This window comes from Paenibacillus sp. FSL H7-0756 (genome assembly GCF_038006765.1).
Taxonomy (GTDB): Bacteria; Bacillota; Bacilli; order Paenibacillales; family Paenibacillaceae; genus Paenibacillus_AQ.
Window position 1 is genome coordinate 2,370,096 of the sequence record NZ_JBBOVT010000001.1, and the last position, 23,181, is coordinate 2,393,276.

A 23,181-nucleotide genomic window follows, 5' to 3' on the forward strand; every position below is an offset into this window, starting at 1 on the left:
TAGTGTACCATAGCCCGTTCACCCTTCACATTCTGCGGTGCTTGCGCAGAGCCAGCACATTCAGCAGCATGAACAGCAGGGAGAAGCCGATCAGCATGAACACATCCCCGGCGATATCGCTCCAGCCTCTGCCGCGTACCATGATATCCATCAGTGCCTGTGAACCGTAGTACATCGGAGTGGCGAGTCCAATGCGCTGGAGCCAGAGGGGAAGGGTATCCAGCGGAAATAATCCGCTCAGGAAGATCTGCGGCACAATGACCAGGGGGATGAACTGGATCATCTGCAGTTCATTGGCAGCGAATGCCGAGAGCAGGGTGCCGAGGGTCAGCGCCGACATCGACAGCAGCAGCGTCATCAGCAGCACGTAGCCGAAGCTGCCTGTCATCATAATCCCCAGCACCTGGATCGAGAACCAGGAGATCAGCAGGGCCTGGAAGACGGTGAAGATGCCGAAGCCGCAGACATATCCGGTGACGATCTCCCAGCGCTTCAGCGGGGTGGAGAGCAGACGCTCCAGCGTGCCCGTGGTCCGTTCGCGCAGGAAGGAGACCCCGGCAATCAGGAAGACAAAGAAGAACACGAACACCCCGATCATAATCGGGCCGAAGCGGTCAATCGTCTTCATATCCTCCGCGCCGTAGAGATAGCTGATCTGCGGCTGGAGCTGCCCGCCGCCCGGCGCTTGCGGCCGGAGGCTCTGCGCAGCTTCCTGGAGCGCCATGATCACAGCGCGGTTAGCCGCCGGATTGCTGCCTTCAAGGACAACAGCGGGTACGTCCCCCTTCATTGTAAGGAGAGCATCAATGTCTCCCGCCTTCAGGGCGGCCTGACCTGTTGATTCATCGGCATAGCCGGTAACCTCAGCCTGCTGGGCTTCCAGCGCTGAACTGAACACTGCTGCGCCACCGGAGACACCGATCTTAGGCTCATAGGCATCGCTGCCGAACACCAGGCTCATCAGACTAAGCACCAGTAGGGGAGCGATGAACATCAGTGCCATGGTTCTCCGGTCATGGATGAACTGCTGCAGAATTCTCAGGGTAATGGCCCGGATTCTCATCGGCGTGCACCTCCATAATAGAGAAAGGCTTCCTCAATGCTGGCGCTGCCGGTAGCCTGAAGCAGTCCAGCCGGAGTATCGGCCGCCAGCAGCACGCCGTCCCGGATCATTGCCAGCCGGTCACATTTCTCCGCCTCATCCATCACATGCGTGGTCAGGACAATCGTTGTTCCCTTACGGTTCAGCGCCTTCAGTTCCTTCCAGATGGACTGGCGCAGCACCGGATCGATGCCGACAGTCGGTTCATCCAGCAGCAGCAGCGGCGGCTCGTGCAGCAGGGCGATCGCCAGGGACAGACGGCGCTTCATGCCGCCGGAATATTGATCCACCCGTCTACGCAGATGCTCCTGCAGGTTCACCAGCTCCATCACATCCCCGATCCGCCGTGTGCGGTTACCGCCCTTCAGTCCGTAGAGCGCAGCAAAGAACTCCAGATTCTCCTTGGCGCTAAGCTCGGTATACAAGGCATCCGACTGGGCCATATATCCGATGTGCTGGAGCATGGCAAGCTTCGGCATCCGCACCCCGAGCACGGTGACCTCACCGGAGGTTACCTCGTCTATACCCGTAAGCAGCTTGACCAGCGTGGTTTTGCCGGAGCCGGATGGACCCAGAATCCCGAAGGTCTCTGCCTGATTCACCTGAAGCGTAATATCCTTCAACACTGTTTTATTGCCAAAAGCCCGGTTCACACGAGTAACCGCAATGACTGGCTTCCCCTCATCCATAGTAATCTCCTCCGTTTTTCCTCATAATGAGTGAGTGCTCACTCATTATACTAATGATTCCTTGCTCCAAAGTAAATAAAATTATAAGGATTATCCGTTACTTCCACTCCAGATCCGGGTAATAAAAGGGACATCCTATGTGAACCGGCATCCTGAGACCCAATTCACTAAAGGCGGTGAAATTATGGCAGGACATAAGCTGCTCCTTCCTCTAGGCGTGCTGCTGGCAGCGGCTGGACTTAGCGGCTGCGGCGGTGCAGACCATTCAGCTGGTGGCGGACGGTTTCATACCTTGGCGGACGAGAAGACGGAGGCAAAACAATATCTGCCGGAGGATCTGCCGATTCCTGAAGGGGCAGGTATTACTTTTACCCAAGGTGAACAGTCAGAGGGGAAGAAATCTTCGATGCTGATCTATCAGACGAAGGAGAGTATGGCCGCTCTTGGAACTACATATCAGAAGTATGTACGAGAGAAGGAGCTGGAACGCGGGACAGAGATTATGGACAGCCGCAACCTGCTGATTAACGGCAAAGTGAATGGCTCTTATTCGTATTCTATTATTGGCAGCCCCTCGGATTCAGAGCGCGGCGGGAATGAGATTATCGTGACGTGGATTGTGAATTAACAGAGGGTTTACAATAGGCCGGTCCGGGAGGGTTCCCGGGCGGGTCTTCTTTGGTTTGGGCTAGTAATTATTTTTACAGTTAATATTTCCATAACATTCCTGCGCAACAGAATTGACACTCGTAGACGAAAATAACATTAGCAGTTACCTATAGGAAAAGGGTGAATCTAATTGAAGAATAGTAAATGGATCGGCGCGGCTCTGGCTTCTGCACTTCTCGTAACAGGCGGGGCTGTTAGTGTTCTGGCGACAAGCAGCCAAGTAAGTGCCGCAGCAGTCAACACAGCAGCAGCTGTAGAGGGCAGCATGTCCTGGAGCATCAACGGTACGCCGGTTACACTCAGCACAATCAACAGCGGCGGGTACAAGCTCTATTCATTGAGCCAGGTAGCCGCAGAGCTGGGAGCAGGTCTTGTGCATAGCAGCAGCGGAATCCAGCTAAATGACAGCAAAGGTCTACATAATGTGCAAATCCAGGCAGGCGTGAAAAGCTATCAGGCGGATGGCAAAACCCTGGAATTCACAGTGGCCCCCGTCGTGCGTAACAGCAAAACGTATGTGGAGCTGACGAAGCTGGTTACCGCGCTTGGCGGTGAGCTGGAGCCCGATGCCCACACGATCCTGAGCTTCGCCCGGCCGGCCGGTTCATTCGATACCCTTCACTGGAGTGCCGACGGCGGTCTGATTGCGAATCAGAGCGACGCTGAATCCACCCTGCTCTATAAATTCACCCAGACTCCAGGTAACTATGATCTGTTCTCTTCCAGCGAAGGTGCAGTGGATTTCGCAGTCTCCGCCGACCAGCAATGGGGCGCATTCAGCGATGAGACCGGCCAGCTGAAGCTGATCAACCTGTCCACCGGCCTAATCAGTCCGCTCGGCAAGGATACCAGCGTGAAGACAGATATCGTGTGGTCCAGTGACGGCAAGACGCTCTATTTCGTCCAGGGCGACAAGCAGGAGAAGCTGGCACAGATTTCAGTAGAGACCGGAGAGGTTAAGGCTCTGCTTGAAGATAAAGTAGAGAACAAGTCGGAGCTCCGCATATCGGCAGACGGCAAAAGCGCAGTGTACATTGTCAACATCACCGGTACTGCGAAGAATGATGCCGATAGCACAGAAGATTCACTTACCGTAGACTTCAGCAAGGCCGGAGAACAGCTCTATAAGCTGGATCTTACCACCAAAGGTGCTAAGCCAGTCGCCTTGACTACTACACCTGACAACAAGCTGTATCCAGAGATTCTGGCTGGCGGCAGCGTGTCCTACCTGAGTGCGGATGCAGACGGCAATGCGGCTAACACGCTGAAGCTGATCACAGCAGACGGTAAAAGCACAGATGTTGCCCTCGGTGCTGAGGTGAATTGGTCCACAGGAGTTAGCACGGGCCTTGTAGTCTCCGGAACTACAGCGGATGGCAGCACGGTAATCTATTCTATTGCGGGCAGCGCAGCTCCGGTTGAACTGTACCGGACAGCCGAAGACGTATCGGAAGTAGCAGTATCGGCAGACGGCAGCAAGCTAGCGATCATCAGCGACGGCAAGGTATTGGTCATTCAGAACGGCAAAGCGCTGCAACTGTCAGGCTCACCGGAAGTAGCAAATTAATTACAACATTTATCGGCGCACACCGCCGGGAGGAGAATTCAGATATGAAGCTATTCAAAAAATTCACAGTTACAGCACTCACCGCGGTGATCGCGGTTACCGCATCCTTTGCAGGGGTAGCCGCAGCAGCGGACAGCCTCAAGGGTAAAATCACCGTTAACGGTTCTACGGCCCTGCTTCCGCTGACGCTGCAGGCCGCTAAGGAATTCCAGAAGCTTCACCCTAAAGTGAAGATCGCCGCTTCCGGTAAGGGTTCCGTGACCGGACCACAGGCCGTGAAGAAGGGGATTGCCGATATCGGAGCCTGCGACTGGGATGCCAGCATCGATGTTCCGGGCTTCAAGGCCTTTGACGGACAGGTGGCGAATAAGGTCGCTGTGATTCCTTTTGCAACCATCGTTAATAAGAATGTCGGAGTCGACAACCTGACTACAGAGCAGCTCAAAGGCATCTACGCCGGTAAAATCACCAACTGGAAAGAGGTCGGCGGGTCAGATGCGAATATCGTAGTGATCACCCGTGCCTTCGGCTCCGGTACCCGCGTTAACTATCAGGCCAAGGCGCTGGGCGGCGGAGATATCGTGAAGAAAGAGAAAAACTACAAGGAAACCGGCTCCAGCGGCGACATGAAAACAGCTGTAGGTACAACGCCTAACGCTATCGGATACATCGACCTTGTCTATGTAACGGGCGGCGATATCAAGGCTGTGAAGTTCAACGGTGTGGAAGCTAACACGGATAACGTAATCAACGGCTCGTACAAGATCTGGGCTTACGGCTACTATATGACGAAGGGCCAGCCGACCGGTGCGACCAAAGAATTCATCGAATATGTACAGAGCAAGAAGTTCCAGCAGGGCTCGCTTAAGAAGCTTAAGTTCATTCCAATCTCTGCTATGCAATCCTAAGATCTTTGAACGAAGCAAGCACAATAGATTGATAGGTAACAGCGGCCAGCTCCGGGATATTCGGGGTTGGCCTCTTACAGGAGGGAAAGTATGGGGGCACCGGTACATGGCCTGAGCGTTAAGGCACAGACAAGCCTGGAGGAAGTTAAACGTAACACCAAGCGGCACCGCAGACATCTGCTCGGCAACAGCATCTCCCGTTATTATTTTTTATTCAGCATCCTTGCGCTCTGTCTTGTGCTGGGACTAGTTATTGTATTCATCGGCAAAACGGCGCTGCTGCTCTTCAGCCAAATCTCGCCTATGGACTTCTTCTTCTCGTTCAACTGGTCGCCGGAAGAGGAGATGTTCGGGGCAGCAGCCTTCATTGTAAATACATTATCGCTCACGGCACTGACCCTGGTCATTGCCGTGCCTATCTCAGTCGGGATGGCTGTGCTCTGTGCGGAGATTGCGCCGAAGTGGCTGAAGAGCTTCATCCGTCCGGTGCTGGATCTGCTGGTCGGTATTCCTTCTATTGTATACGGCTATCTGGGCTTGACCGTACTGCTGCCCTTCCTGCGCAGAGTCAGCGGAGAAGGTCTTGGGGACGGACTGCTTGCCGCCGCGCTCGTGCTGGCATTAATGGTACTGCCGACCATCTGCCGGATCAGTGATGATGCCATCGTTGCTGTTCCGCGCAAATACCGCGACGCTGCCTATGCGCTCGGTTCGACCCGCCTTCAAGTCATTATGCGCGTCGTGCTGCCCGCTGCCAGCCGGGGCATTATCTCGGCAGTGATTCTTGGCATGACCCGCGCAGTCGGGGAGACCATGGCGGTAGTGATGGTCATCGGCAATACGCCGCAGCTGGCGAAGAGCCTGTTCGCACCCACCTCGGTGCTGACCAGTAATATCGTGATGCAGATTTCCAACGTGGAGTTCGACTCCACCTGGAACTATGCCCTGCACATGATGGCCTTCCTGCTGCTGCTGATCTCATTTGTACTGATTCTGATTATCCGGCTCCTGGGCCGCAAACGGAGGGATGCCTGATGAACGGATTTACACGCACACGTCATACGGCCAGAGCCCAGCGGCGCAATAAACTCGCGACTATCGGCTTCTATACGCTGGGCGCTCTGGTCATGCTGCTGATCTTCTGGCTGCTGTTCACCATTCTGAGCAAAGGCTTGCCGTCACTCCGTCCTGACTTCCTGCTGAAGCAGCCGGAGGAGATCGATGCCGGCGGCGGGATTGGTCCCGTCCTGTTCAACTCCTTCTATATCCTGTTCATCTCCCTGCTGATCTCGGTTCCGATCGGGATCGGGGCAGGAATCTATATGGCGGAGTATGCGCCGGATAATGCCTTCACGGGTGCGCTGCGCATCTGCGTGGAATCCCTGTCCTCGGTGCCGTCCATCGTGTTCGGCCTGCTCGGCCTGGCGATCTTCGCCGAATATTTCGGCGTCGGCCTGACGATCCTCGGCGGGGGTGTCAGCCTGGCGCTGCTGAATCTGCCGATGCTGGCCCGCGTCACAGAGGAGGCGGTGCGCGCGGTGCCCGGCGAGATCCGTGAAGCCGGCTATGCCCTCGGCATGACGAAGTTCCATGTCATCCGCAAGGTTGTCGTGCCGGTAGCCCTTCCGGCCATCGTCACAGGCGTCTGCCTGGTGGCCGGACGCGCCTTCGGGGAGTCGGCGGTCATTATCCTGACCGCCGGACTCAGCACCTCCGGCGAGATGTGGGACTTCAACCTGTTCTCACCGGGTGAGACTCTGGCTGTTCATCTGTGGTACGTGCAGTCTGAGGCCATTGTCGAGGATGCGCGGCAAATCGCGGATAAGTCCGCCGCCGTACTGGTCTTTGTCGTGCTGCTGATCAACTTTATGTTCCGCTTCCCGCTGTGGCTGGGCAACCGCCGCCGGGGGCGCTGAGACGGATACGGATGCGCGGATTCACGCTATCGCTATAACCCTGTAAGAACAGGCTGCTCTGCTATGGACAATCCATGGCGTGCAGCCTGTTTGCTGTGTAATGGAGGGAGCTTCGGAGTGCTCAGGGAAGCGCTGTAACTCACCTCTGAATTTCCTGTTTTCCGGCCCTGATATGTTATGATTTTACTAAATAGGTGCATGTTGGACTAGCCTGTATCTTAATTATAAGACCAAGGAAGCAGAACGCTGTGAGCACGCAGAAGACTAACCGCCGTAAGCCGAACCGCCGTAAGCCGAACCGTCGCCGAACCGGAAGCAGATGACCGCGTATCCATTGAATACCCCGCTGCCAAGGCCGGAGATGCTAGCCATTTTGCAGGCAGCCGATGAGATTATCGCGCAAGGGGGACGTACGCTTCTGGCCAAAATCCTGAAGGGCTCGAAGGAGAAGAAGCTGCTTGAACTACACATTATGTAATAACAACCCCTGCCCCTGCGGAAGCGGGAAAAAGTTCAAAAAATGCTGCAGCAAATACTGAGGCGCAGACGCTTAATAGCGTGACTTGAGCCGGTTCAAGGTGAACGGATAGAATATAGCCACCAGCAGAGCTATCCGGACTGAGGGTACGCTATTCGTCGAAAAAACCAACTTTTCTTTCTTAAACGGACTCCGAGAACGTTAAAGTGTGCATTCGAGCAGAAAAAGCGGAGAAACGTGTTACTTAACGGCCCCTGAGTCCGCATGACCCTGCGGACAGGCGTGATCCGCCGGAATAAGGGATTTCCAGTCCGCATAGTTCGTGCAGGATTCGTTGTTACTCGGTCATCCCCCCAGGTAGCCGGTTCAACGTGGAAGACAAGGTGAACGGATAGAATGTAGCCACCAGCAGAGCTATCCGGACTGAGGATACGCTATTCGTCGAAAAAACCAACTTTTCGTTCTTAAACGGACTCCGAGGACGTTAAAGTGTGCATTCGAGCAAAAATGCGGAGAACGGGTTACTTAACGGCCCCTGAGTCCGCATGACCCTGCGGACAGGCGTGATCTGCCGGAATAAGGGATTTCCAGTCCGCATAGTACGTGCACAGTTCCACTCTTCCACTACTAAGAGAGTAGTGGTTTCTTTGGAAATTCATTTCCCGCTCAAACAGCGGAGAGGACGGAACGATTGTGTAAAAGCGATAGCGTTCGCCTTGGTTTCCGGATTTTCACCGCTAAGGGGAATGAAAAAAATCTGGAAAACACAGCGATTGGAACAACGGTCCGTTCGCGCAGCGTTCACCCAAGCGCCCACGTTGATCCTACTCAAAAAAAATCCACCCCGGACGACAAAACAGCCCTCCCAAAGGAAGGCTGTTTCTTGACGTCCCGGAAGGGATACAGCCCATAAGGGCTGATTGCGAAGTAATGCCATCGAAGCGTATGCTCCAACGTCCCCTCGCTGACGCGCCGGGTTCTCATCCTCCGAACGACAAAACAGCCCTCCCAAAGGAAGGCTGTTTTCTTGGCGTCCCGGAAGGGATACAGCCCATAAGGGCTGATTGCGAAGTAATGCTGTCGAAGTGTATGCTCCAACGTCCCCTCGCTGACGCGCCGGGTTCTCATCCTCCGGACAACAAAACAGCCCTCCCGAAGGAAGGCTGTTTCTTTGACGTCCCGGAAGGGATTCGAACCCCCGACCGTGCGCTTAGAAGGCGCATGCTCTATCCAACTGAGCTACCGGGACATGAAGACTGACTGAAAAGCAAGCAAAAATTATGTTATCATACATAGTTAACTTTTTCAACTTGTTTTTTTGAAACCGTGCAGGGATATGCTATAATCTACAATTGATTAAGGTTCAGAAGCGATTACAGTTCGGAGAAAAGGAGGTGCCCTCATGAATCAATTCAATTCCCCCGCCAAAGAGAACATCGTGCTGTTTCCCAAGACCCTGGATTACTATCAGATTCAGCTCACAGTTATGCTGGAGAGTGAACGCTACGGGGAAGCGATGGAGCTGCTGCGTTTTTTGCTGCAGTGCCAGGGACAGGAAGAGCGGCACTACGAGGAATGGCGGTCGCTGCTGGAATGGCTGGTGGCGGCCTTCCCTCACGCGGCGCAGGGCGGGGAAGGGAACGTTGCCCCGGATGCGGAGGAGATGGATCTGGGGGAAGAGGATATGGCCCGGATTCTGGCCAGATCCAAGCTGGAGGAGGATGCGGAGTACCCGGATAAGCTGCTGAAGCGGGTCATGAATGAACCACTGTCCGAAGCGACGGTGCTGGCGCTGGAGCAGCTCTCCTACCTGGAGGGGAGCGGGGTAGATGAAGCGCTGACCGGGTGGCTCCAGCAGGCCGAGGTGCATCCGCTGCTGCAATTCCGTACACTGCAGACACTGCGGCGCAGAGGGGCGCAGGGGGCAATCAGGCTGAGCCGGGGCCATGAGGCCGCTGAGGTGGAGATCGAGACCGTGCCGCTGCAGAACGACGAGTTCCCGCCGCAGATCAGCCAGGTGCTGGAACGGGTGGCCGAGCAGGCGGAGGTGCATGAGCCGACGCTGTATTATTTTGCCCAGGAGCTGTGGGGGCAGTTCGTCATGTCCATCTACGGGACGGCGGATTACCGCAAGCTGCTGGACGGGGAGTATTCGCAGCTGGATATTTGGGCGGGAGCCCTGCATCAGATGGTGTCGGAGAGCCTGAACGGGGACCGCAAAGAAGAGGAAACACGGGGCATGTACGGCATCACCGATAGCATGCGCTTCCAATTTGAGGGAGCTTACCGTTCGCTCAGGGGATTCGTGAAGAGTTCTCTACTTGATAAATAAAGTAATGTTGTATATAATATAGTGGTTATTCTGTGCGTGAAATGTTGGACTATTTAAGTAAACATGTAACCTATTTTTGGAGGGAAAAGTATATTATGAAAGCAACTTGGGAAAAAATAGAGAAGAACCTCGGAGTTCTTGAAGTCGAAGTTGAAGCGGAACGCGTAGCTGCAGCACTCGACAAAGCCTTTAATAAAGTGGTAAAGAAAGCAAACGTTCCTGGATTCCGTAAAGGTAAAGTGCCACGGCCGATTTTTGAATCCCGTTTCGGTGTTGAAAGCCTGTATCAGGATGCTATCGACATTCTTCTTCCTGAAGCTTACGGCGAAGCCGTTGAACAGACTGACATCTTCCCTGTAGACCGTCCTGAAGTGGACATCGAGCAATTCGCCAAGGGCCAGCCGTTCATCTTCAAAGCGAAGATCACAGTTAAGCCAGAAGTGAAGCTGGGCGAGTACAAAGGTCTGGAAGTACCAGTACAGAAGGCAGAAGTAACTGACGAAGAGCTGAATGCCGAACTGAAGCGTCTGCAAGAGCGTCACGCTGAGCTAGTTGTTATCGAAGAAGGAGCAGCAGCGAACGGCGACATCACTATCATTGATTTTGACGGTTCGGTTGACGGCGTTCCATTCGAAGGCGGACAGGCTGAGCGTCATTCCCTGGAGCTGGGCAGCAATTCCTTCATTCCAGGATTTGAAGAGCAGGTAGTGGGCATGTCCACTGGAGACTTCAAGGATGTTGAAGTAACCTTCCCTGAGACTTACCACGCTGCTGAACTGGCAGGCAAAGCTGCTGTATTCAAAGTGAAGCTGCATGAAATCAAGCGCAAACAGCTTCCTGAGCTGGATGATGAATTCGCCAAGGACGTTAGTGAATTCGATACACTGGAAGAATACAAAGCAGACCTGAAGGCACAGCTCGAATCCCGCAAGCAGGAAGAACTGAAGAGCGTTCGTGAATCCGCAGTAGTTGACGCAGCAGCAGCAAATGCTGAAGTGGAAATTCCTGAGGCGATGATCGCCAGCGAAGTGGAGAACATGGTTCGTGACTTCGATACCCGTCTCCGCCAGCAGGGCATGAACATGGACATGTTCCTCAGCTTCTCCGGCCAGACCCGTGAAGACCTGCAGGGACAAATGAAGGGCGATGCTGAGAAGCGCGTTCGTAACAATCTTGTTCTGGAAGTTATTGCCAAGGAAGAGAACATCGAAGTGTCGGAAGAAGAAGTTACGCAAGAGCTGGCTACTATGGCTGAAGCTTACAAGCGTACTCCTGAAGAAATCCGCAGCATCCTGGCAGCCAATGGTTCCCTGAGCAGCCTGAATGATGAGATCTCCCTGCGCAAGACAATCGATTTCCTCGTTAGCAACAGCGTGGAAGTTGAAGCTCCGGCAGCACCTGCAGAAGAAGCGGCAGCAGAAGAAGCAAAGGCTGAGTAAGCTTCATTCCTTTACCTAGAACGGCTATCCATTAGCCTCCATAGAGATTTGATAAGGCACGTAAGTTTTTGTTACGTGCCTTATTTTTATCGGGGGCCGGGCGTTTATCAGTACATATCATGAACCCTTCAATTGGCATTGTCCGCGGAATTGCGTTATAATGGCATGCACATGAGCAATGCGGTTTAATGGCACAGTGAATAAATGACATCCCGCTTTGAACGTGTTAAAATATTTCTGAAACGGAAAGACTAATCTGTATAGAGAAAAGAGGTTGGTGGCATGAGTCTGGTACCAATGGTTGTGGAAACGACAAGCCGGGGAGAACGCTCATACGATATCTATTCCAGATTGCTCAAGGATCGCATCATCTTCCTGAGCAGTGCGATTGACGATGATGTCGCCAATCTGGTTATTGCGCAGTTGCTGTTCCTGGCAGCAGATGACCCCGAAAAAGACATTCACTTGTACCTCAACTCGCCCGGTGGTTCTGTTACAGCCGGCATGGGTATATATGATACGATGCAATATATCAAACCGGATGTTTCAACGATTTGCGTAGGGATGGCAGCCAGTATGGGATCATTGCTTCTGACAGCCGGAGCGCCCGGCAAGAGATATGCGCTGACCAACAGCGAGGTCATGATTCATCAGCCGCTCGGCGGCGTTCAGGGGCAGGCGTCCGACATCTGGATTCACACCGACTGGATTCTCAAGACGAAGCAGAAGCTGAATCAGATTTATGTAGAGCGCACAGGTCAGCCCCTTGACAAAATCGAACGGGATACAGACCGCGATAACTTCATGAGCGCGGAAGAAGCGAAGGAATACGGGCTCATTGACCAGGTTCTCTCTTCACCGATCATATCTTAAAGGGGTGGTAAGATGTTTAAATTTAATGATGAAAAAGGGCAGTTGAAATGTTCCTTTTGCGGCAAATCACAAGAGCAGGTTCGTAAGCTCGTAGCGGGACCTGGCGTTTATATATGTGACGAATGCATCGAGCTGTGCACGGAGATTGTGGAAGAGGAGCTGGGCCACGAAGAAGAGCTGGATATGAAGGATATTCCGAAACCGAAGGAAATCCGCGATATTCTGGATCAATACGTGATCGGCCAGGAGCAAGCGAAGAAATCGCTCTCCGTTGCCGTATACAATCACTACAAGCGTGTGAACAGCCAGAGCAAGATTGAAGATGTGGAGCTGACGAAGAGCAACATTCTGCTGCTCGGACCTACAGGCTCCGGTAAGACCCTGCTGGCGCAGACGATGGCGAAGATTATCAACGTTCCTTTTGCCATTGCAGATGCCACTTCCCTTACGGAAGCCGGTTATGTGGGTGAAGACGTCGAGAACATTCTCCTGAAGCTGATTCAAGCGGCTGATTATGATGTGGAGAAAGCCGAACGCGGCATTATCTATATAGACGAAATTGATAAGGTAGCGCGCAAATCCGAGAATCCGTCCATCACCCGTGACGTATCCGGTGAAGGCGTTCAGCAGGCGCTGCTGAAGATTCTGGAAGGTACGGTTGCTTCGGTTCCACCGCAAGGCGGACGCAAGCATCCTCATCAGGAATTCATCCAGATCGATACAACGAACATCCTGTTCATCGTGGGCGGTGCCTTCGACGGCCTGGAGCAAATGATCAAGCGCCGTATCGGCAAAAAAGTCATCGGCTTCAACGCTGCGGTTGAAGGACAGAAGGATCTTAAGGCTGGTGAATACCTGTCCATGGTATTGCCTGAGGATCTCCTGAAGTTCGGCCTTATCCCAGAGTTCGTTGGCCGTCTGCCGGTTATCTCGACCTTGGAGCCGCTTGATGAGGCAACACTGGTACGTATCCTCTCCGAGCCTAAGAATGCGCTCGTGAAGCAGTATGTGAAGCTGCTGGAGATGGATAATGTAGCACTGAAGTTCGAGCCGCTTGCTCTTGAAGCAATTGCCAAGGAAGCGATCAAGCGCAACACCGGTGCCCGTGGACTGCGTGCCATCATTGAGAGCATTATGCTTGATGTGATGTACGAGGTGCCTTCACGTGATGACATTAAGGATTGTGTCATTACTGAGCAGGTTGTTAACGAGAAGTCCCTGCCGGAGCTTAGTCTCAAGAAGGATAAGAAAAAAGAAGAAAGCGCGTAAGTCAGGCTTCATTACCCGGCCTGACCCGGCTTAACAATACAGCTCAGGGTCTCCACTTTCTCCCGCACACCCCGCATGACCTGCGGGGGCGGAGAGGGTGGAGCTTTGATCGTTATGGGGGAGAAAAATCATGTTCCTGAGACACCAGACCCGTCCCGTCAATGTTGGCGGAGTGATTATCGGGGGTAACAACGAGGTTGCAATTCAAAGCATGTGTACGACCAAGACCGCCGATGTGGAGGCAACCGTAGCCGAGATTCTGCGGCTGGAGGAAGCCGGCTGTCAGCTCGTGCGCGTAACGGTCAACAATGAAGAAGCGGCAGCAGCGATTAAGGAAATCAAGAAGCAGATTCATATCCCGCTCGTAGCGGATATTCATTTCAATTATAAGCTGGCTCTGCTGGCGATTGAGAACGGCATCGACAAGGTGCGGATCAATCCCGGCAATATCGGACGCCGTGATAAGGTGGAAGCTGTCGTTAAGGCCTGTAAGGACAAGGGGATACCGATCCGGATCGGCGTGAATGCCGGTTCACTGGAGAATCACCTGCTGGAGAAATACGGTTATCCTACACCGGAGGCTATGGTTGAGAGTGCATTGTACCATATCGGCATTCTCGAAGAGCTGGACTTCCACGATATCATCGTGTCACTGAAGGCATCCGATGTACCGATGGCCATCGAGGCTTACCGTCAAGCGGCAGAAGTGATTCCTTATCCGCTGCATCTGGGGATTACCGAGTCCGGTACTCTATTCGCCGGAACAGTGAAGAGCTCCGCCGGGATCGGCGCGCTGCTCTCTATGGGGATCGGCAGTACCGTGCGCATCTCCCTGAGTGCCGATCCGGTAGAGGAAGTGAAGGTAGCTCGCGAGCTGCTGAAGACCTTCGGTCTGATCTCGAATGCCGCTACCCTGATCTCCTGCCCGACTTGTGGACGCCTGGATATTGATCTCTTCTCGATTGCGAATGAAGTAGAGGAGTATATCTCCAAGCTGAAGGTGCCGATTAAGGTATCCGTTCTCGGCTGTGCGGTGAATGGTCCGGGGGAAGCCAGAGAAGCAGATATCGGCATCGCCGGTGCGCGCGGAGAAGGGCTGTTGTTCCGTTACGGCAAGATGATCCGCAAGGTGCCTGAGGCAGAGCTCGTCTCCGAGCTGAAGAAGGAGATTGACATTATTGTCGAGCATTTCGAGGCGACCGGTGAGATTCCCGGCCGCAGTCACGCCGGACTGGCTCCGGCAACGCCAGCCGGCAATACCGGGAACTAATACTATATATAGCATCATGCCCTGTCCGCCCGGAGATGATCCGCAAGCGGGCAGGGCTTTTTGGTATGTCCGGCAGCGCTAACCCAGGCAGCAGAATCTTAAGATCTGGCTGCGGAGGTGCCCAGTTTCTGGCGGATCAGTGCGATCAGATACACGACCAGCGGAACAAATACGAGGTGGATGGCGGCGAATTTCCACCAGACATTTTGGGCTATATCTAGCACATACACTATGTTGATATAAACATTGGAGGCTAAGACGAATAACAGGACTGCCAAAGGATAGATCAGATGAGAGGTGCGTTTCAGGCGGAAGACGGTCTGCAAGTTTTGCAGGAGCAGCAGGAAGAGCAGCGATATTTTGATGAAGAAGGTCATAATCCAGATTGTAATCAATACCCCCTCTACCCGTTGCAGCACGTTGCCGATATTAATGGTCTTCGCCAGAACGAACACCGGGTAAATGCTGTTCGAGGTCTGTTCAATCCCGAGGACCATTACGCTAAGCAGTACCAGCACGAAGAGGATCAGCCCGCCGGCGGTCATTCCGCCGAGCAAAGCCCGCGCCTGCTTACCAGGCAGCTTCACCAGAGGGAGGAAGCCCATTAATACAATGGGCTCCTGGAACATGGAGGATTGGATGCCGGCAGACAGAGACGGTCCAGCGCCATCCTCCATGACGGGAAGAATATGCGTCCAGGTGACTTGAGGAATCAGGGCCAGAATGAGCAGCATCAGCAGCAGCAGCAGCCAGGGGAAGAGCAGCTCACCTAATCGGGCCAGGATAATGATACCCTTCCGGGCACCGATGACGATAACGAGGAGGAATATCAACTTGATCGCCTCTTGCGGGGTTTCAGGCATCACCTCTGTGGTGATGAAGGTTCCCATATCTCCGAGTAACGTACTGGTAAGGGTGAGGAAATAGAATAAGTAGATGAGCGAAAATGCCTTGCCCGGCCATCGGCCCAGCACGGACTCCAGAATTTCAAACAGATTCTGGCCCGGATACAGGCGGGAGAGAGCGAGACATAAACCAGCCATCAAAAGATTGATGAGCAGGCTGATGAGGGCGGCGATCCAGGCATCCTCTCTGGCGACCAGTGCTATGGAGCCGGGCAAATCAAGGATGGAGGTTCCGGTGGCGAGCCCGAAGGTCAGGATGAAGAATTGCACGGAGGAGAGCTTCTTGGACTTGCTCACAGGTCTGTCACCCTTTCAGTTCAATTAGTGGTTACAAGTGAAGCAGCTTAACGATGCTCTCTACCCAGTTCATGGGCCGGATCACGGTAGAGCCTGCCATGTCGGCAATGGTGGCTGAAGCAGTAAGCAGCCAGAGCACGCAGAAGACCGCCGTATCCTGCGGAGAACGCAGCCGGATCAACTGAGGGAGCTGCGTAACGGCGGCAACCAGCAGGATCAGAAGCAGCAGCCCATCCCAGTTCATTTAGACTCCATCTCCCTTCTCTGCGGCTGATCAATTGAACCGATCCGCCGGACATGCGCATCACAGTCTACGCTTATCTTCACCTGCTTGAAATGCTCGTCCCACTCCTCACGGTAGGTTCTCCAGAGCCGGGGATATTTGCGGTGCAGCGCTTCGCCGAAGCCGAAGATGTCAGAGGCAAACGTCTTCTGCACATTTTGAATATTCCTGCTCATCACTGTTTTGTATTTCTTCTCGATTTCGGTCTGGAGCGTCTCCACATTGGCTGGCTTGCTGAGATCGATGGTGCTCTGGATCGTAGTAAGGTCGACCTCGACATTGATCCTAACCGTGAATTCGGGCTTACCGTCCGGGCCGATCCGGGGATGGATACGGCTCTCAGAGCGGGTGACGATGAATCCAATCTTGCCTCCATCGGGGCAGGTGACATTGCCGTTAGTAGAGCTTACTTCATTTAGTGTATAATTGACGGTCTTGCTTGTGCTCTCCCCCAGCCAGCCGACCAGGCGGTCTTTTTTGAAGATGGCCATTCCCGCCTGGACAATCTGTGACTTTGGCACAATGGATTGGACGTTTTGGAGCGTGCCCCCCTCCGACTTATCTCCTTTAAGCTGCACGCCGGACATAATAGGATTGGAGCCGCCGCGCTCCAGCTCAAGAATGAATTGCTGCAAGGTGATGCTGCCGGTAGCCGCCCAGTTTTTGTGGGAGACCATAATGGAGGAGTAGAGCGAATTGGCGGGAATCTGCTCGAGCGGTGTGTTAATCTCCAGAATGTCAGAGGCTTGGGAATGCTTCGCAACCACCAGGAAAAAATCACTGCGGAGCTGATGGTTCCGTGTAATGAAGTCCATAATGTCACTGACCCCTTGCCGGGCCAGCTCTTCCCCCAGAACCAGAACCCGGACATGGGATAAATAGAGAGCGTGCGGTGCGGCGCTGAGTATATGCTGCAGAGCGTCGGGGACGGTCTGTCCGGTGGCTTTGTAGGTGAGAACCGGCAGGCTTTTGCCGGATTCCCCTTTATTATTACGGGCTTCCCCGGAATTCAGCACCTGAGCGGACACGGCGTAACCCTGAGGAGCGGTATCAATCCCCAGCGCCATGACCACGGCCAGCTCGTTCAACTCCTTGCTGCTCCAGCATCCGGGTAATACCGCCAGACTGAAGACCAGAAGAAGAACCGGGAGGACTTGTTGGAAACGTTGGGTATTCATAGGAAGCACTCCTCTCTGTCAGTTATGCCCCGTGTATTTCTTCATGCTCCGCCTGGACATCCGGATTAGGCTGTCCTTTTGGCTCTTCCACTGCCAGGGTGCGAAGGAGGTCATGTAAGGGAGGCCCATGGATTCCAGGCTGCATAGATGCAGTCCCAGAATTAATAAGGCGACAATAATCCCGTACAGGCCGAAGGAGGCGCCGATTACCATCATCCCGAAGCGTAGAATCCGTACCGAAATGCCGATGTTGAATGCTGGTAGAGCGAAGTTGGAGATGGCGGTAATGGCGACTACGATAACCATAGCGGCCGACACCAGCCCCGCATCCACCGCAGCCTGGCCAATAACCAGCGTGCCGACAATAGATACGGACTGGCCGATTGACTTGGGCAGGCGAATGCCGGCTTCGCGCAGAATCTCGAAGGTAATCTCCATAAGGGAGGCTTCAAAGAAGGCCGGGAACGGAATACCTTGACGCTGTCCAATCAGGCTGATCAGCAGGGATGTCGGAATCATCTCCTGGTGGAACGTGGTAATCGCAATATAGAAGGCGGGGGTCAGCAGAGCCACCGCGAAACAGAAATACCGGAGGATACGGACCAGGCTGGCAAAATCGCTCCGCTGGTAGTAATCCTCACTGGACTGGAAGAACTGCACGAACAGCGCAGGGACGATCAGCACGAACGGCGTGCCTTCCACCAGAACGGTAATCCGTCCTTCGAGCAGTGCGGATGCGGCGGAATCCGGGCGTTCCGTATTGTAGACCGTAGGAAAAGGGCTGTATTGCCGGTCCTGAATCATCTCCTCAATGTAATTGCTCTCCAGCACGCTGTCGAGTCTGGCCGCATCCAGCCGTCTGCGCAGCTCTTGCAGCACTCCCGGATCAACATTGCCTTCAATATACATGACTGCTATGTTGGTCTGTGTCTGTTTCCCGAGAATTCTCTCTTCAATGCGCAGCTTCGGATTCTGGATTCTCCGGCGGATGAGCGCGGTATTATCCCGCAGGGATTCTGTGAAGCCTTCGCGCGGCCCTCTGACCACGGACTGGGAGCTGGCGTCCTCTACGGCCCGCTGCTTGAGCGCTTCTGTTCCGGCAGAGAGGGCGATTTCTCCTCCGTCGATGAATACGATAGAATTGCCGGCCAGCAGCTCCCTCTCTACCCGGGGATAATCGCGAACCTCCCCGACCTTACCCAATGCGAGGGTGCGTGTCTTCAGCAGCTGCAGGCAGCTTGCCGGCTCAGGGTTGCTGAATGCATTGAACAGATCCTCGTCCTCATGGATCGCGTGGATCATCTCTTGCGGATCAGCCATGCCTTCAATATAGATAATGACAGCGGCGAGCGGGCCGAGCTTCATGAACCGGTAGATGATATCTGTGCTTGTACCCAGACGGACTTGGATTCCCTCTATAAAAGCGGACAGAGAGTCCGGCAATTTCTCCTGCGGCGAGCCTGCGTTCTCTAGTTGTGTCATATGAATTCGCCTCCTGTCATCCCGTATAGTCTCTCCGGTTATGGGAGAACGTATGCAATAGACTGCCCGGCAGGGCGGTGCGGGTTCTGTTTTTTTGCCGCCGGAGTTTACGAATGGTTGAAAAGGCTATACTACCTAGTAGTAGCTCAGAACAGATAGACGGAAGGATACAGGAGGGTGACCTATGGAACTAAGTATATTGCTGATGGTCGTGCAGCTTTTTTTCGCGCTGGTCATCGGCGTTTATTTTTGGAATCTGCTGCGGGGACAGAAGACGAACAAGACGGCGGTGGACCGGGAATCGCGCAAGGAGCTGGATAAGCTGCGGAAGATGCGGATGATCTCACTGACCAAGCCGCTCTCAGAAAAGACACGCCCCGCCTCCATCGACGATATCGTCGGACAGAAGGACGGGCTGCGCGCCTTGAAGGCCGCGCTATGCAGCGCCAATCCGCAGCATGTCATTATCTACGGGCCGCCGGGTGTGGGCAAGACGGCAGCGGCGCGGGTGGTTATGGAGGAAGCGAAGAAGAATGCCTTGTCGCCGTTCAAGCGTGACGCCAAATTCACCGAGATCGATGCCACTACGGCGCGCTTCGACGAGCGAGGAATTGCCGATCCGCTGATCGGCTCCGTACATGATCCCATCTATCAGGGAGCGGGGGCCATGGGCGTGGCCGGAGTCCCGCAGCCGAAGCCGGGAGCGGTAACCAAGGCGCATGGCGGGATTCTGTTCCTCGATGAGATTGGCGAGCTGCATCCCATTCAGATGAATAAGCTGCTGAAGGTGCTGGAGGACCGCAAGGTGCTGCTGGAGAGCGCCTATTACAACTCGGAGGACAGCAATACACCCGCGTATATTCATGATATTTTCCAAAATGGCCTGCCTGCCGATTTCCGGCTGGTCGGAGCCACGACACGGTCGCCGGACGAGATCTCGCCAGCGCTGCGTTCGCGCTGCATGGAGATCTATTTCCGTCCGCTGCTGCCGGAGGAGATTGCCGTGATTGGCCGGGATGCCGTTCAGAAGATCGGGCTGAAGCCAAGCCCGGAAGCGGTCGAGGTCGTGCAGCAGTATGCTACGAACGGCCGCGAGGCGGTGAATATGATTCAGCTGGCGGCGGGTCTTGCGCTGACCGAAGGCCGGGACACGCTGAGCGCTGCGGAAGTGGAATGGGTCGCCAGCAGCAGCCAGCTGCCGCTGCGGACCGAGCGCAAGATCCCTTCCGCCCCGCAGGTCGGGCTGGTCAACGGCCTTGCCGTCTACGGACCCGGCATGGGCACGCTGCTGGAGATCGAGGTCTCGGCTGCACCTGCCCTTAACGGACCGGGCAGGCTGAATATCACCGGGGTAGTCGATGAAGAGGAGACGCGCGGCGGCTCGCGGACTGTGCGCCGCAAGAGCATGGCCCGGGGCTCGATTGAGAATGTGCTGACCGTCCTGCGCTCCATGAAGCTGGAGCCGGACAAGTATGATCTGCATATTAACTTCCCCGGCGGGACGCCGATTGACGGGCCGTCCGCCGGGGTGGCTATGGCGGTGGCCATCGTGTCGGCCATCCGGCAGCTGCCGGTGGACAACACGGTGGCAATCACCGGGGAGGTTGGCATCCATGGGCGGGTGAAGCCGGTCGGCGGCGTGGTCGCTAAGGTGGAGGCGGCCTTTCAGGCGGGAGCAACGACCGTGCTGATCCCGAAGGAGAATTGGCAGTCGCTGTTCGCCGATCTCGGTGCGCTGCGGGTGATCCCGGTGGACACGGTGGAGGAGGTCTTCCGCCACCTGTTCGGCACCGATACGGCAGACATCAGAATGCCCGCCGTATCCGGCGAGACCTTCTCTTCAGCGCCTTCATTGCTGAAGGCGGACGCTTCGGGCGAGGGGTTGCCCGGTTAAGACAGGCATGGTATGAAGGAATCCCCTGGCGGGCAGCTGCCGGGGGATTTTTTTAGTGGAGGAGGAGGGAGGAGCAGCGGCATAGGACAGGATTGTTCAGCGAATACTACCTACCGATGGGTGAGCGTGCCAATAACGCCAATTGCGGACACGGTTGTTGGTGTTTTCATGCGGCTTTTGTTAGAATGAATGCATATGACACTACTTATGAACCATGGGAGGTGCGAAAGCGATGATACAAAGTAAATCCAAAGGTCGTCGTTTTCCTTTATTACCGCTTAGAGGTCTTCTTGTATATCCCAGTATGGTTCTGCATCTGGATGTAGGCCGTGAGAAGTCCGTCCGGGCATTAGAGAAAGCTATGGTTGAAGATAATTTGATTCTCCTCTGCTCCCAGTCGGAAGTTAATATTGAGGAGCCGGGGCAAGAGGATATATTCCGCGTGGGTACGGTGGCGAATGTGCGGCAGATGCTGAAGCTTCCCAACGGTACGATTCGTGTACTGGTGGAGGGCGTAGAGCGGGCCGAGATTATTCATTATACGGACAACGAGGAGTACTATGAGGTGATGGCGCGTGAGCTGCCGGAGCAGGAGGATGTGGACCAGGAGAGCGATGCCCTGATGCGCAGCGTGCTGAGCCAGTTCGAACACTACATCACTTTGTCCAAAAAAGTAACGCCAGAGACACTCGCTGCAGTCTCTGATATAGAGGAGCCCGGGCGGCTGGCCGATGTTATCACCAGTCATCTGGCGCTGAAGATCAAGGACAAACAGGAGATTCTGGAGACCATTGACGTCAGCAAGCGTCTGGAGAAGCTGCTCGATATCCTCAATAATGAGCGCGAAGTGCTGGAGCTCGAACGCAAGATCAGCCAGCGCGTGAAGAAGCAGATGGAAAAGACCCAGAAGGAATATTACCTGCGCGAGCAGATGAAGGCGATCCAGAAGGAGCTTGGCGAGAAGGAAGGCCGGGCCGGTGAAGCCGATGAGCTGCGCACCCAGATGGAAGAGAAGAATCTGCCGGAGCGGGTGCAGGAGAAGATCCTGAAGGAGATCGACCGTCTGGAGAAAATGCCGGCAAGCTCGGCCGAAGGCAGCGTCATCCGCAACTATGTGGATTGGCTGCTCGGTCTGCCCTGGAGCGACGCCACGGAAGATGATTTGGATATCCGCAAGGCGGAAGAGGTGCTGGACGCTGACCACTATGGTCTGGAGAAGCCGAAGGAACGGGTGCTGGAATACCTGGCCGTGCAGAAGCTGGTCAAGGGGCTGAAGGGGCCGATTCTGTGTCTGGTAGGTCCTCCGGGTGTCGGCAAAACCTCGCTCGCCCGCTCCATCGCCCGCTCCCTGAACCGCAAGTTCGTCCGCATCTCGCTGGGCGGCGTGCGGGATGAAGCCGAGATCCGGGGTCACCGCCGGACATATGTCGGCGCAATGCCGGGCCGGATCATCCAGGGGATGAAGACGGCAGGCAGCATCAACCCGGTCTTCCTGCTGGATGAGATCGACAAGATGGCGGCGGACTTCCGCGGCGATCCGTCGGCGGCCCTGCTGGAGGTGCTGGACCCGGAACAGAACAATACGTTCAGCGATCACTTCGTAGAGCTGCCGTTCGACCTGTCGAACGTCATGTTCGTCACTACGGCGAATGCCGTGCACAACATTCCGCGTCCGCTGCTGGACCGGATGGAGATGCTGTTCATTCCCGGCTATACGGAACTGGAGAAGCTGCAGATTGCCAGCCGTTATCTGCTGCCGAAGCAGCGTAAGAGCCACGGCCTTGCGGAAGAACAGCTGTCCATCGGCGACGATACGCTGCTGAAGATTGTCCGCGAGTACACCCGCGAATCCGGTGTGCGGAATCTGGAGCAGCAGATTGCTGCTCTCTGCCGCAAGGCGGCGAAGCAGATTGTCTCCGAAGAGAAGGAACGCGTCAGCATTCTTCCGGAGGAGATCAAGGATTACCTGGGAGCCTCCAAGTTCCGCTATGGAATGGCAGAGCTGGAGGATCAGATCGGGACCGTTACCGGGCTGGCCTGGACAGAGGTTGGCGGCGATACGCTGCTGATTGAAGTAACGGTAGTCCAGGGCACCGGGAAGCTGACGCTGACCGGACAGCTCGGCGATGTGATGAAGGAGTCGGCGCAGGCCGCCTTCAGCTATACCCGCTCTAAGGCGGAGGAGCTAGGGCTTGCCCCTGATTTTCACGAGAAGAACGATATTCACATCCATATTCCCGAAGGTGCGATTCCCAAGGACGGCCCGTCCGCAGGGATTACAATCGCCACGGCGCTGATCTCTGCGCTCACCAAGCGTTATGTCTCCAAGCATGTGGCCATGACCGGCGAGATCACGCTGCGCGGACGCGTATTGCCTATCGGTGGCCTTAAGGAGAAATCGCTGGCAGCCCACCGTGCAGGCTACAAGAAGATTCTGATCCCGAAGGACAATGAACGCGACCTCAAGGATATTCCTGAGAGTGTCCTGAGTGATGTCGAGTTCGTGCCGGTATCCCATATGGACCAGGTGCTGAAGCACGCGCTCGTAGATCATGAAGAAGGCATCGATACCGATTCAGACTCAGATACAGAAATAAGCATTGAAGCGCCGAGTAGTGTGCATTAGAAAG

The 23,181-nt window shown here is 54.8% G+C and carries 19 protein-coding genes and 1 tRNA gene; 13 read left to right on the forward strand and 7 right to left on the reverse strand.

All coding sequences use genetic code 11. The features are described 5' to 3' along the window. Nucleotides 1-25 precede the first annotated feature (25 nt). Both NST04_RS10535 and NST04_RS10540 read right to left on the reverse strand, forming a co-directional pair. Nucleotides 26-1,063, reverse strand: coding sequence for an ABC transporter permease (locus tag NST04_RS10535; protein WP_341184204.1), 1,038 nt, complete (start codon nt 1,061-1,063; stop codon nt 26-28). Further along, the gene (locus NST04_RS10540; protein ID WP_341184205.1) at nt 1,060-1,791 is read right to left on the reverse strand and encodes an ABC transporter ATP-binding protein; all 732 of its coding nucleotides are present in this window, start codon (nt 1,789-1,791) and stop codon (nt 1,060-1,062) included. Before NST04_RS10540 ends, NST04_RS10535 begins: the two co-directional genes overlap by 4 nt. A gap of 184 nt (nt 1,792-1,975) precedes the next feature. On the opposite strand from NST04_RS10540, the gene NST04_RS10545 reads away from it, so the two are divergent. The 6 genes from NST04_RS10545 to NST04_RS33995 all read left to right on the forward strand — a co-directional run bounded on the left by NST04_RS10545 (nt 1,976) and on the right by NST04_RS33995 (nt 7,390). Continuing rightward, the gene (locus NST04_RS10545; protein ID WP_341184206.1) at nt 1,976-2,419 is read left to right on the forward strand and encodes a hypothetical protein; all 444 of its coding nucleotides are present in this window, start codon (nt 1,976-1,978) and stop codon (nt 2,417-2,419) included. 171 nt (nt 2,420-2,590) lie between these two features. Continuing rightward, entirely contained in the window at nt 2,591-4,027 is a 1,437-nt protein-coding gene (locus NST04_RS10550) for a stalk domain-containing protein (protein WP_341184207.1), read from the forward strand. A gap of 44 nt (nt 4,028-4,071) precedes the next feature. Further along, nucleotides 4,072-4,935: a phosphate ABC transporter substrate-binding protein gene (locus NST04_RS10555; protein ID WP_341184208.1), complete on the forward strand. Its 864-nt coding sequence runs from the start codon at nt 4,072-4,074 to the stop codon at nt 4,933-4,935. A gap of 90 nt (nt 4,936-5,025) precedes the next feature. Continuing rightward, nucleotides 5,026-5,970 (forward strand): phosphate ABC transporter permease subunit PstC, encoded by a 945-nt coding sequence (pstC, locus tag NST04_RS10560; protein WP_341184209.1) that lies wholly within the window; start codon nt 5,026-5,028, stop codon nt 5,968-5,970. Continuing rightward, nucleotides 5,970-6,851 carry a phosphate ABC transporter permease PstA gene (gene pstA / locus NST04_RS10565; RefSeq protein ID WP_341184210.1) on the forward strand — a complete coding sequence of 294 codons (882 nt, stop codon included), beginning with the start codon at nt 5,970-5,972 and terminating at the stop codon, nt 6,849-6,851. The genes pstC and pstA overlap by 1 nt, the downstream gene beginning before the upstream one ends. A 458-nt stretch (nt 6,852-7,309) precedes the next feature. Next, nucleotides 7,310-7,390 carry an SEC-C metal-binding domain-containing protein gene (locus tag NST04_RS33995; protein ID WP_445667910.1) on the forward strand — a complete coding sequence of 27 codons (81 nt, stop codon included), beginning with the start codon at nt 7,310-7,312 and terminating at the stop codon, nt 7,388-7,390. Between the two features lie 1,114 nt (nt 7,391-8,504). On the opposite strand, the gene NST04_RS10570 is transcribed toward NST04_RS33995, so the two are convergent. Then, nucleotides 8,505-8,578 (reverse strand) — tRNA-Arg (locus NST04_RS10570). Nucleotides 8,579-8,731: 153 nt separating this feature from the next. Between NST04_RS10570 and NST04_RS10575 the strand changes: the two genes are divergently transcribed. From NST04_RS10575 to ispG, 5 genes are all read left to right on the forward strand, one after another. Continuing rightward, on the forward strand, nt 8,732-9,661 hold the full coding sequence (locus NST04_RS10575; protein ID WP_341184211.1) for a hypothetical protein: 930 nt from the start codon (nt 8,732-8,734) through the stop codon (nt 9,659-9,661). A gap of 95 nt (nt 9,662-9,756) precedes the next feature. After that, nucleotides 9,757-11,100 carry a trigger factor gene (gene tig, locus NST04_RS10580; protein WP_341184212.1) on the forward strand — a complete coding sequence of 448 codons (1,344 nt, stop codon included), beginning with the start codon at nt 9,757-9,759 and terminating at the stop codon, nt 11,098-11,100. 282 nt (nt 11,101-11,382) lie between these two features. Continuing rightward, the gene (gene clpP / locus NST04_RS10585) at nt 11,383-11,973 is read left to right on the forward strand and encodes an ATP-dependent Clp endopeptidase proteolytic subunit ClpP (RefSeq protein ID WP_036697575.1); all 591 of its coding nucleotides are present in this window, start codon (nt 11,383-11,385) and stop codon (nt 11,971-11,973) included. Between the two features lie 12 nt (nt 11,974-11,985). Continuing rightward, nucleotides 11,986-13,242, forward strand: coding sequence for an ATP-dependent Clp protease ATP-binding subunit ClpX (clpX, locus tag NST04_RS10590; RefSeq protein WP_341184213.1), 1,257 nt, complete (start codon nt 11,986-11,988; stop codon nt 13,240-13,242). A gap of 130 nt (nt 13,243-13,372) precedes the next feature. After that, a complete protein-coding gene (gene ispG / locus NST04_RS10595) occupies nt 13,373-14,512 on the forward strand; it encodes a flavodoxin-dependent (E)-4-hydroxy-3-methylbut-2-enyl-diphosphate synthase (protein ID WP_209993588.1) in 1,140 nt (379 codons plus the stop codon). Nucleotides 14,513-14,610: 98 nt separating this feature from the next. Here ispG and NST04_RS10600 read toward each other — a convergent pair whose 3' ends face one another. From NST04_RS10600 to NST04_RS10615, 4 genes are read right to left on the reverse strand one after another with little or no spacing between them, the layout of a single operon-like run. Beyond that, nucleotides 14,611-15,714, reverse strand: a complete 1,104-nt coding sequence (locus NST04_RS10600; RefSeq protein ID WP_036726026.1) for a GerAB/ArcD/ProY family transporter — start codon at nt 15,712-15,714, stop codon at nt 14,611-14,613. 31 nt (nt 15,715-15,745) lie between these two features. Next, on the reverse strand, nt 15,746-15,958 hold the full coding sequence (locus NST04_RS10605) for a hypothetical protein (RefSeq protein WP_036726024.1): 213 nt from the start codon (nt 15,956-15,958) through the stop codon (nt 15,746-15,748). Beyond that, nucleotides 15,955-17,175, reverse strand: a complete 1,221-nt coding sequence (locus tag NST04_RS10610) for a Ger(x)C family spore germination protein (protein ID WP_341184214.1) — start codon at nt 17,173-17,175, stop codon at nt 15,955-15,957. Before NST04_RS10610 ends, NST04_RS10605 begins: the two co-directional genes overlap by 4 nt. An 18-nt stretch (nt 17,176-17,193) precedes the next feature. Next, nucleotides 17,194-18,657 carry a spore germination protein gene (locus NST04_RS10615; protein ID WP_341184215.1) on the reverse strand — a complete coding sequence of 488 codons (1,464 nt, stop codon included), beginning with the start codon at nt 18,655-18,657 and terminating at the stop codon, nt 17,194-17,196. A 184-nt stretch (nt 18,658-18,841) separates the two neighbouring features. Between NST04_RS10615 and lonB the strand changes: the two genes are divergently transcribed. Both lonB and lon read left to right on the forward strand, forming a co-directional pair. Next, complete coding sequence (gene lonB, locus NST04_RS10620; protein WP_341017106.1) at nt 18,842-20,551, forward strand: ATP-dependent protease LonB; 1,710 nt, start codon at nt 18,842-18,844, stop codon at nt 20,549-20,551. Between the two features lie 232 nt (nt 20,552-20,783). After that, entirely contained in the window at nt 20,784-23,177 is a 2,394-nt protein-coding gene (gene lon, locus NST04_RS10625; protein ID WP_341184216.1) for an endopeptidase La, read from the forward strand. Nucleotides 23,178-23,181 lie beyond the last annotated feature (4 nt).

What these genes read in the sequence shown, in the direction of transcription:
- clpP (WP_036697575.1), top strand. Translation starts at nt 11,383, where the DNA reads ATGAGTCTGGTACCAATGGTTGTGGAAACGACAAGCCGGGGAGAACGC.
- NST04_RS10575 (WP_341184211.1), top strand. Translation starts at nt 8,732, where the DNA reads ATGAATCAATTCAATTCCCCCGCCAAAGAGAACATCGTGCTGTTTCCC.
- NST04_RS10610 (WP_341184214.1), bottom strand. Translation starts at nt 17,175, where the DNA reads ATGAATACCCAACGTTTCCAACAAGTCCTCCCGGTTCTTCTTCTGGTC.
- lonB (WP_341017106.1), top strand. Translation starts at nt 18,842, where the DNA reads ATGGAACTAAGTATATTGCTGATGGTCGTGCAGCTTTTTTTCGCGCTG.
- pstA (WP_341184210.1), top strand. Translation starts at nt 5,970, where the DNA reads ATGAACGGATTTACACGCACACGTCATACGGCCAGAGCCCAGCGGCGC.
- NST04_RS10540 (WP_341184205.1), bottom strand. Translation starts at nt 1,791, where the DNA reads ATGGATGAGGGGAAGCCAGTCATTGCGGTTACTCGTGTGAACCGGGCT.
- NST04_RS10545 (WP_341184206.1), top strand. Translation starts at nt 1,976, where the DNA reads ATGGCAGGACATAAGCTGCTCCTTCCTCTAGGCGTGCTGCTGGCAGCG.
- NST04_RS10555 (WP_341184208.1), top strand. Translation starts at nt 4,072, where the DNA reads ATGAAGCTATTCAAAAAATTCACAGTTACAGCACTCACCGCGGTGATC.
- clpX (WP_341184213.1), top strand. Translation starts at nt 11,986, where the DNA reads ATGTTTAAATTTAATGATGAAAAAGGGCAGTTGAAATGTTCCTTTTGC.
- NST04_RS10615 (WP_341184215.1), bottom strand. Translation starts at nt 18,657, where the DNA reads ATGACACAACTAGAGAACGCAGGCTCGCCGCAGGAGAAATTGCCGGAC.
- ispG (WP_209993588.1), top strand. Translation starts at nt 13,373, where the DNA reads ATGTTCCTGAGACACCAGACCCGTCCCGTCAATGTTGGCGGAGTGATT.
- lon (WP_341184216.1), top strand. Translation starts at nt 20,784, where the DNA reads ATGATACAAAGTAAATCCAAAGGTCGTCGTTTTCCTTTATTACCGCTT.
- tig (WP_341184212.1), top strand. Translation starts at nt 9,757, where the DNA reads ATGAAAGCAACTTGGGAAAAAATAGAGAAGAACCTCGGAGTTCTTGAA.
- NST04_RS10605 (WP_036726024.1), bottom strand. Translation starts at nt 15,958, where the DNA reads ATGAACTGGGATGGGCTGCTGCTTCTGATCCTGCTGGTTGCCGCCGTT.
- pstC (WP_341184209.1), top strand. Translation starts at nt 5,026, where the DNA reads ATGGGGGCACCGGTACATGGCCTGAGCGTTAAGGCACAGACAAGCCTG.
- NST04_RS10535 (WP_341184204.1), bottom strand. Translation starts at nt 1,063, where the DNA reads ATGAGAATCCGGGCCATTACCCTGAGAATTCTGCAGCAGTTCATCCAT.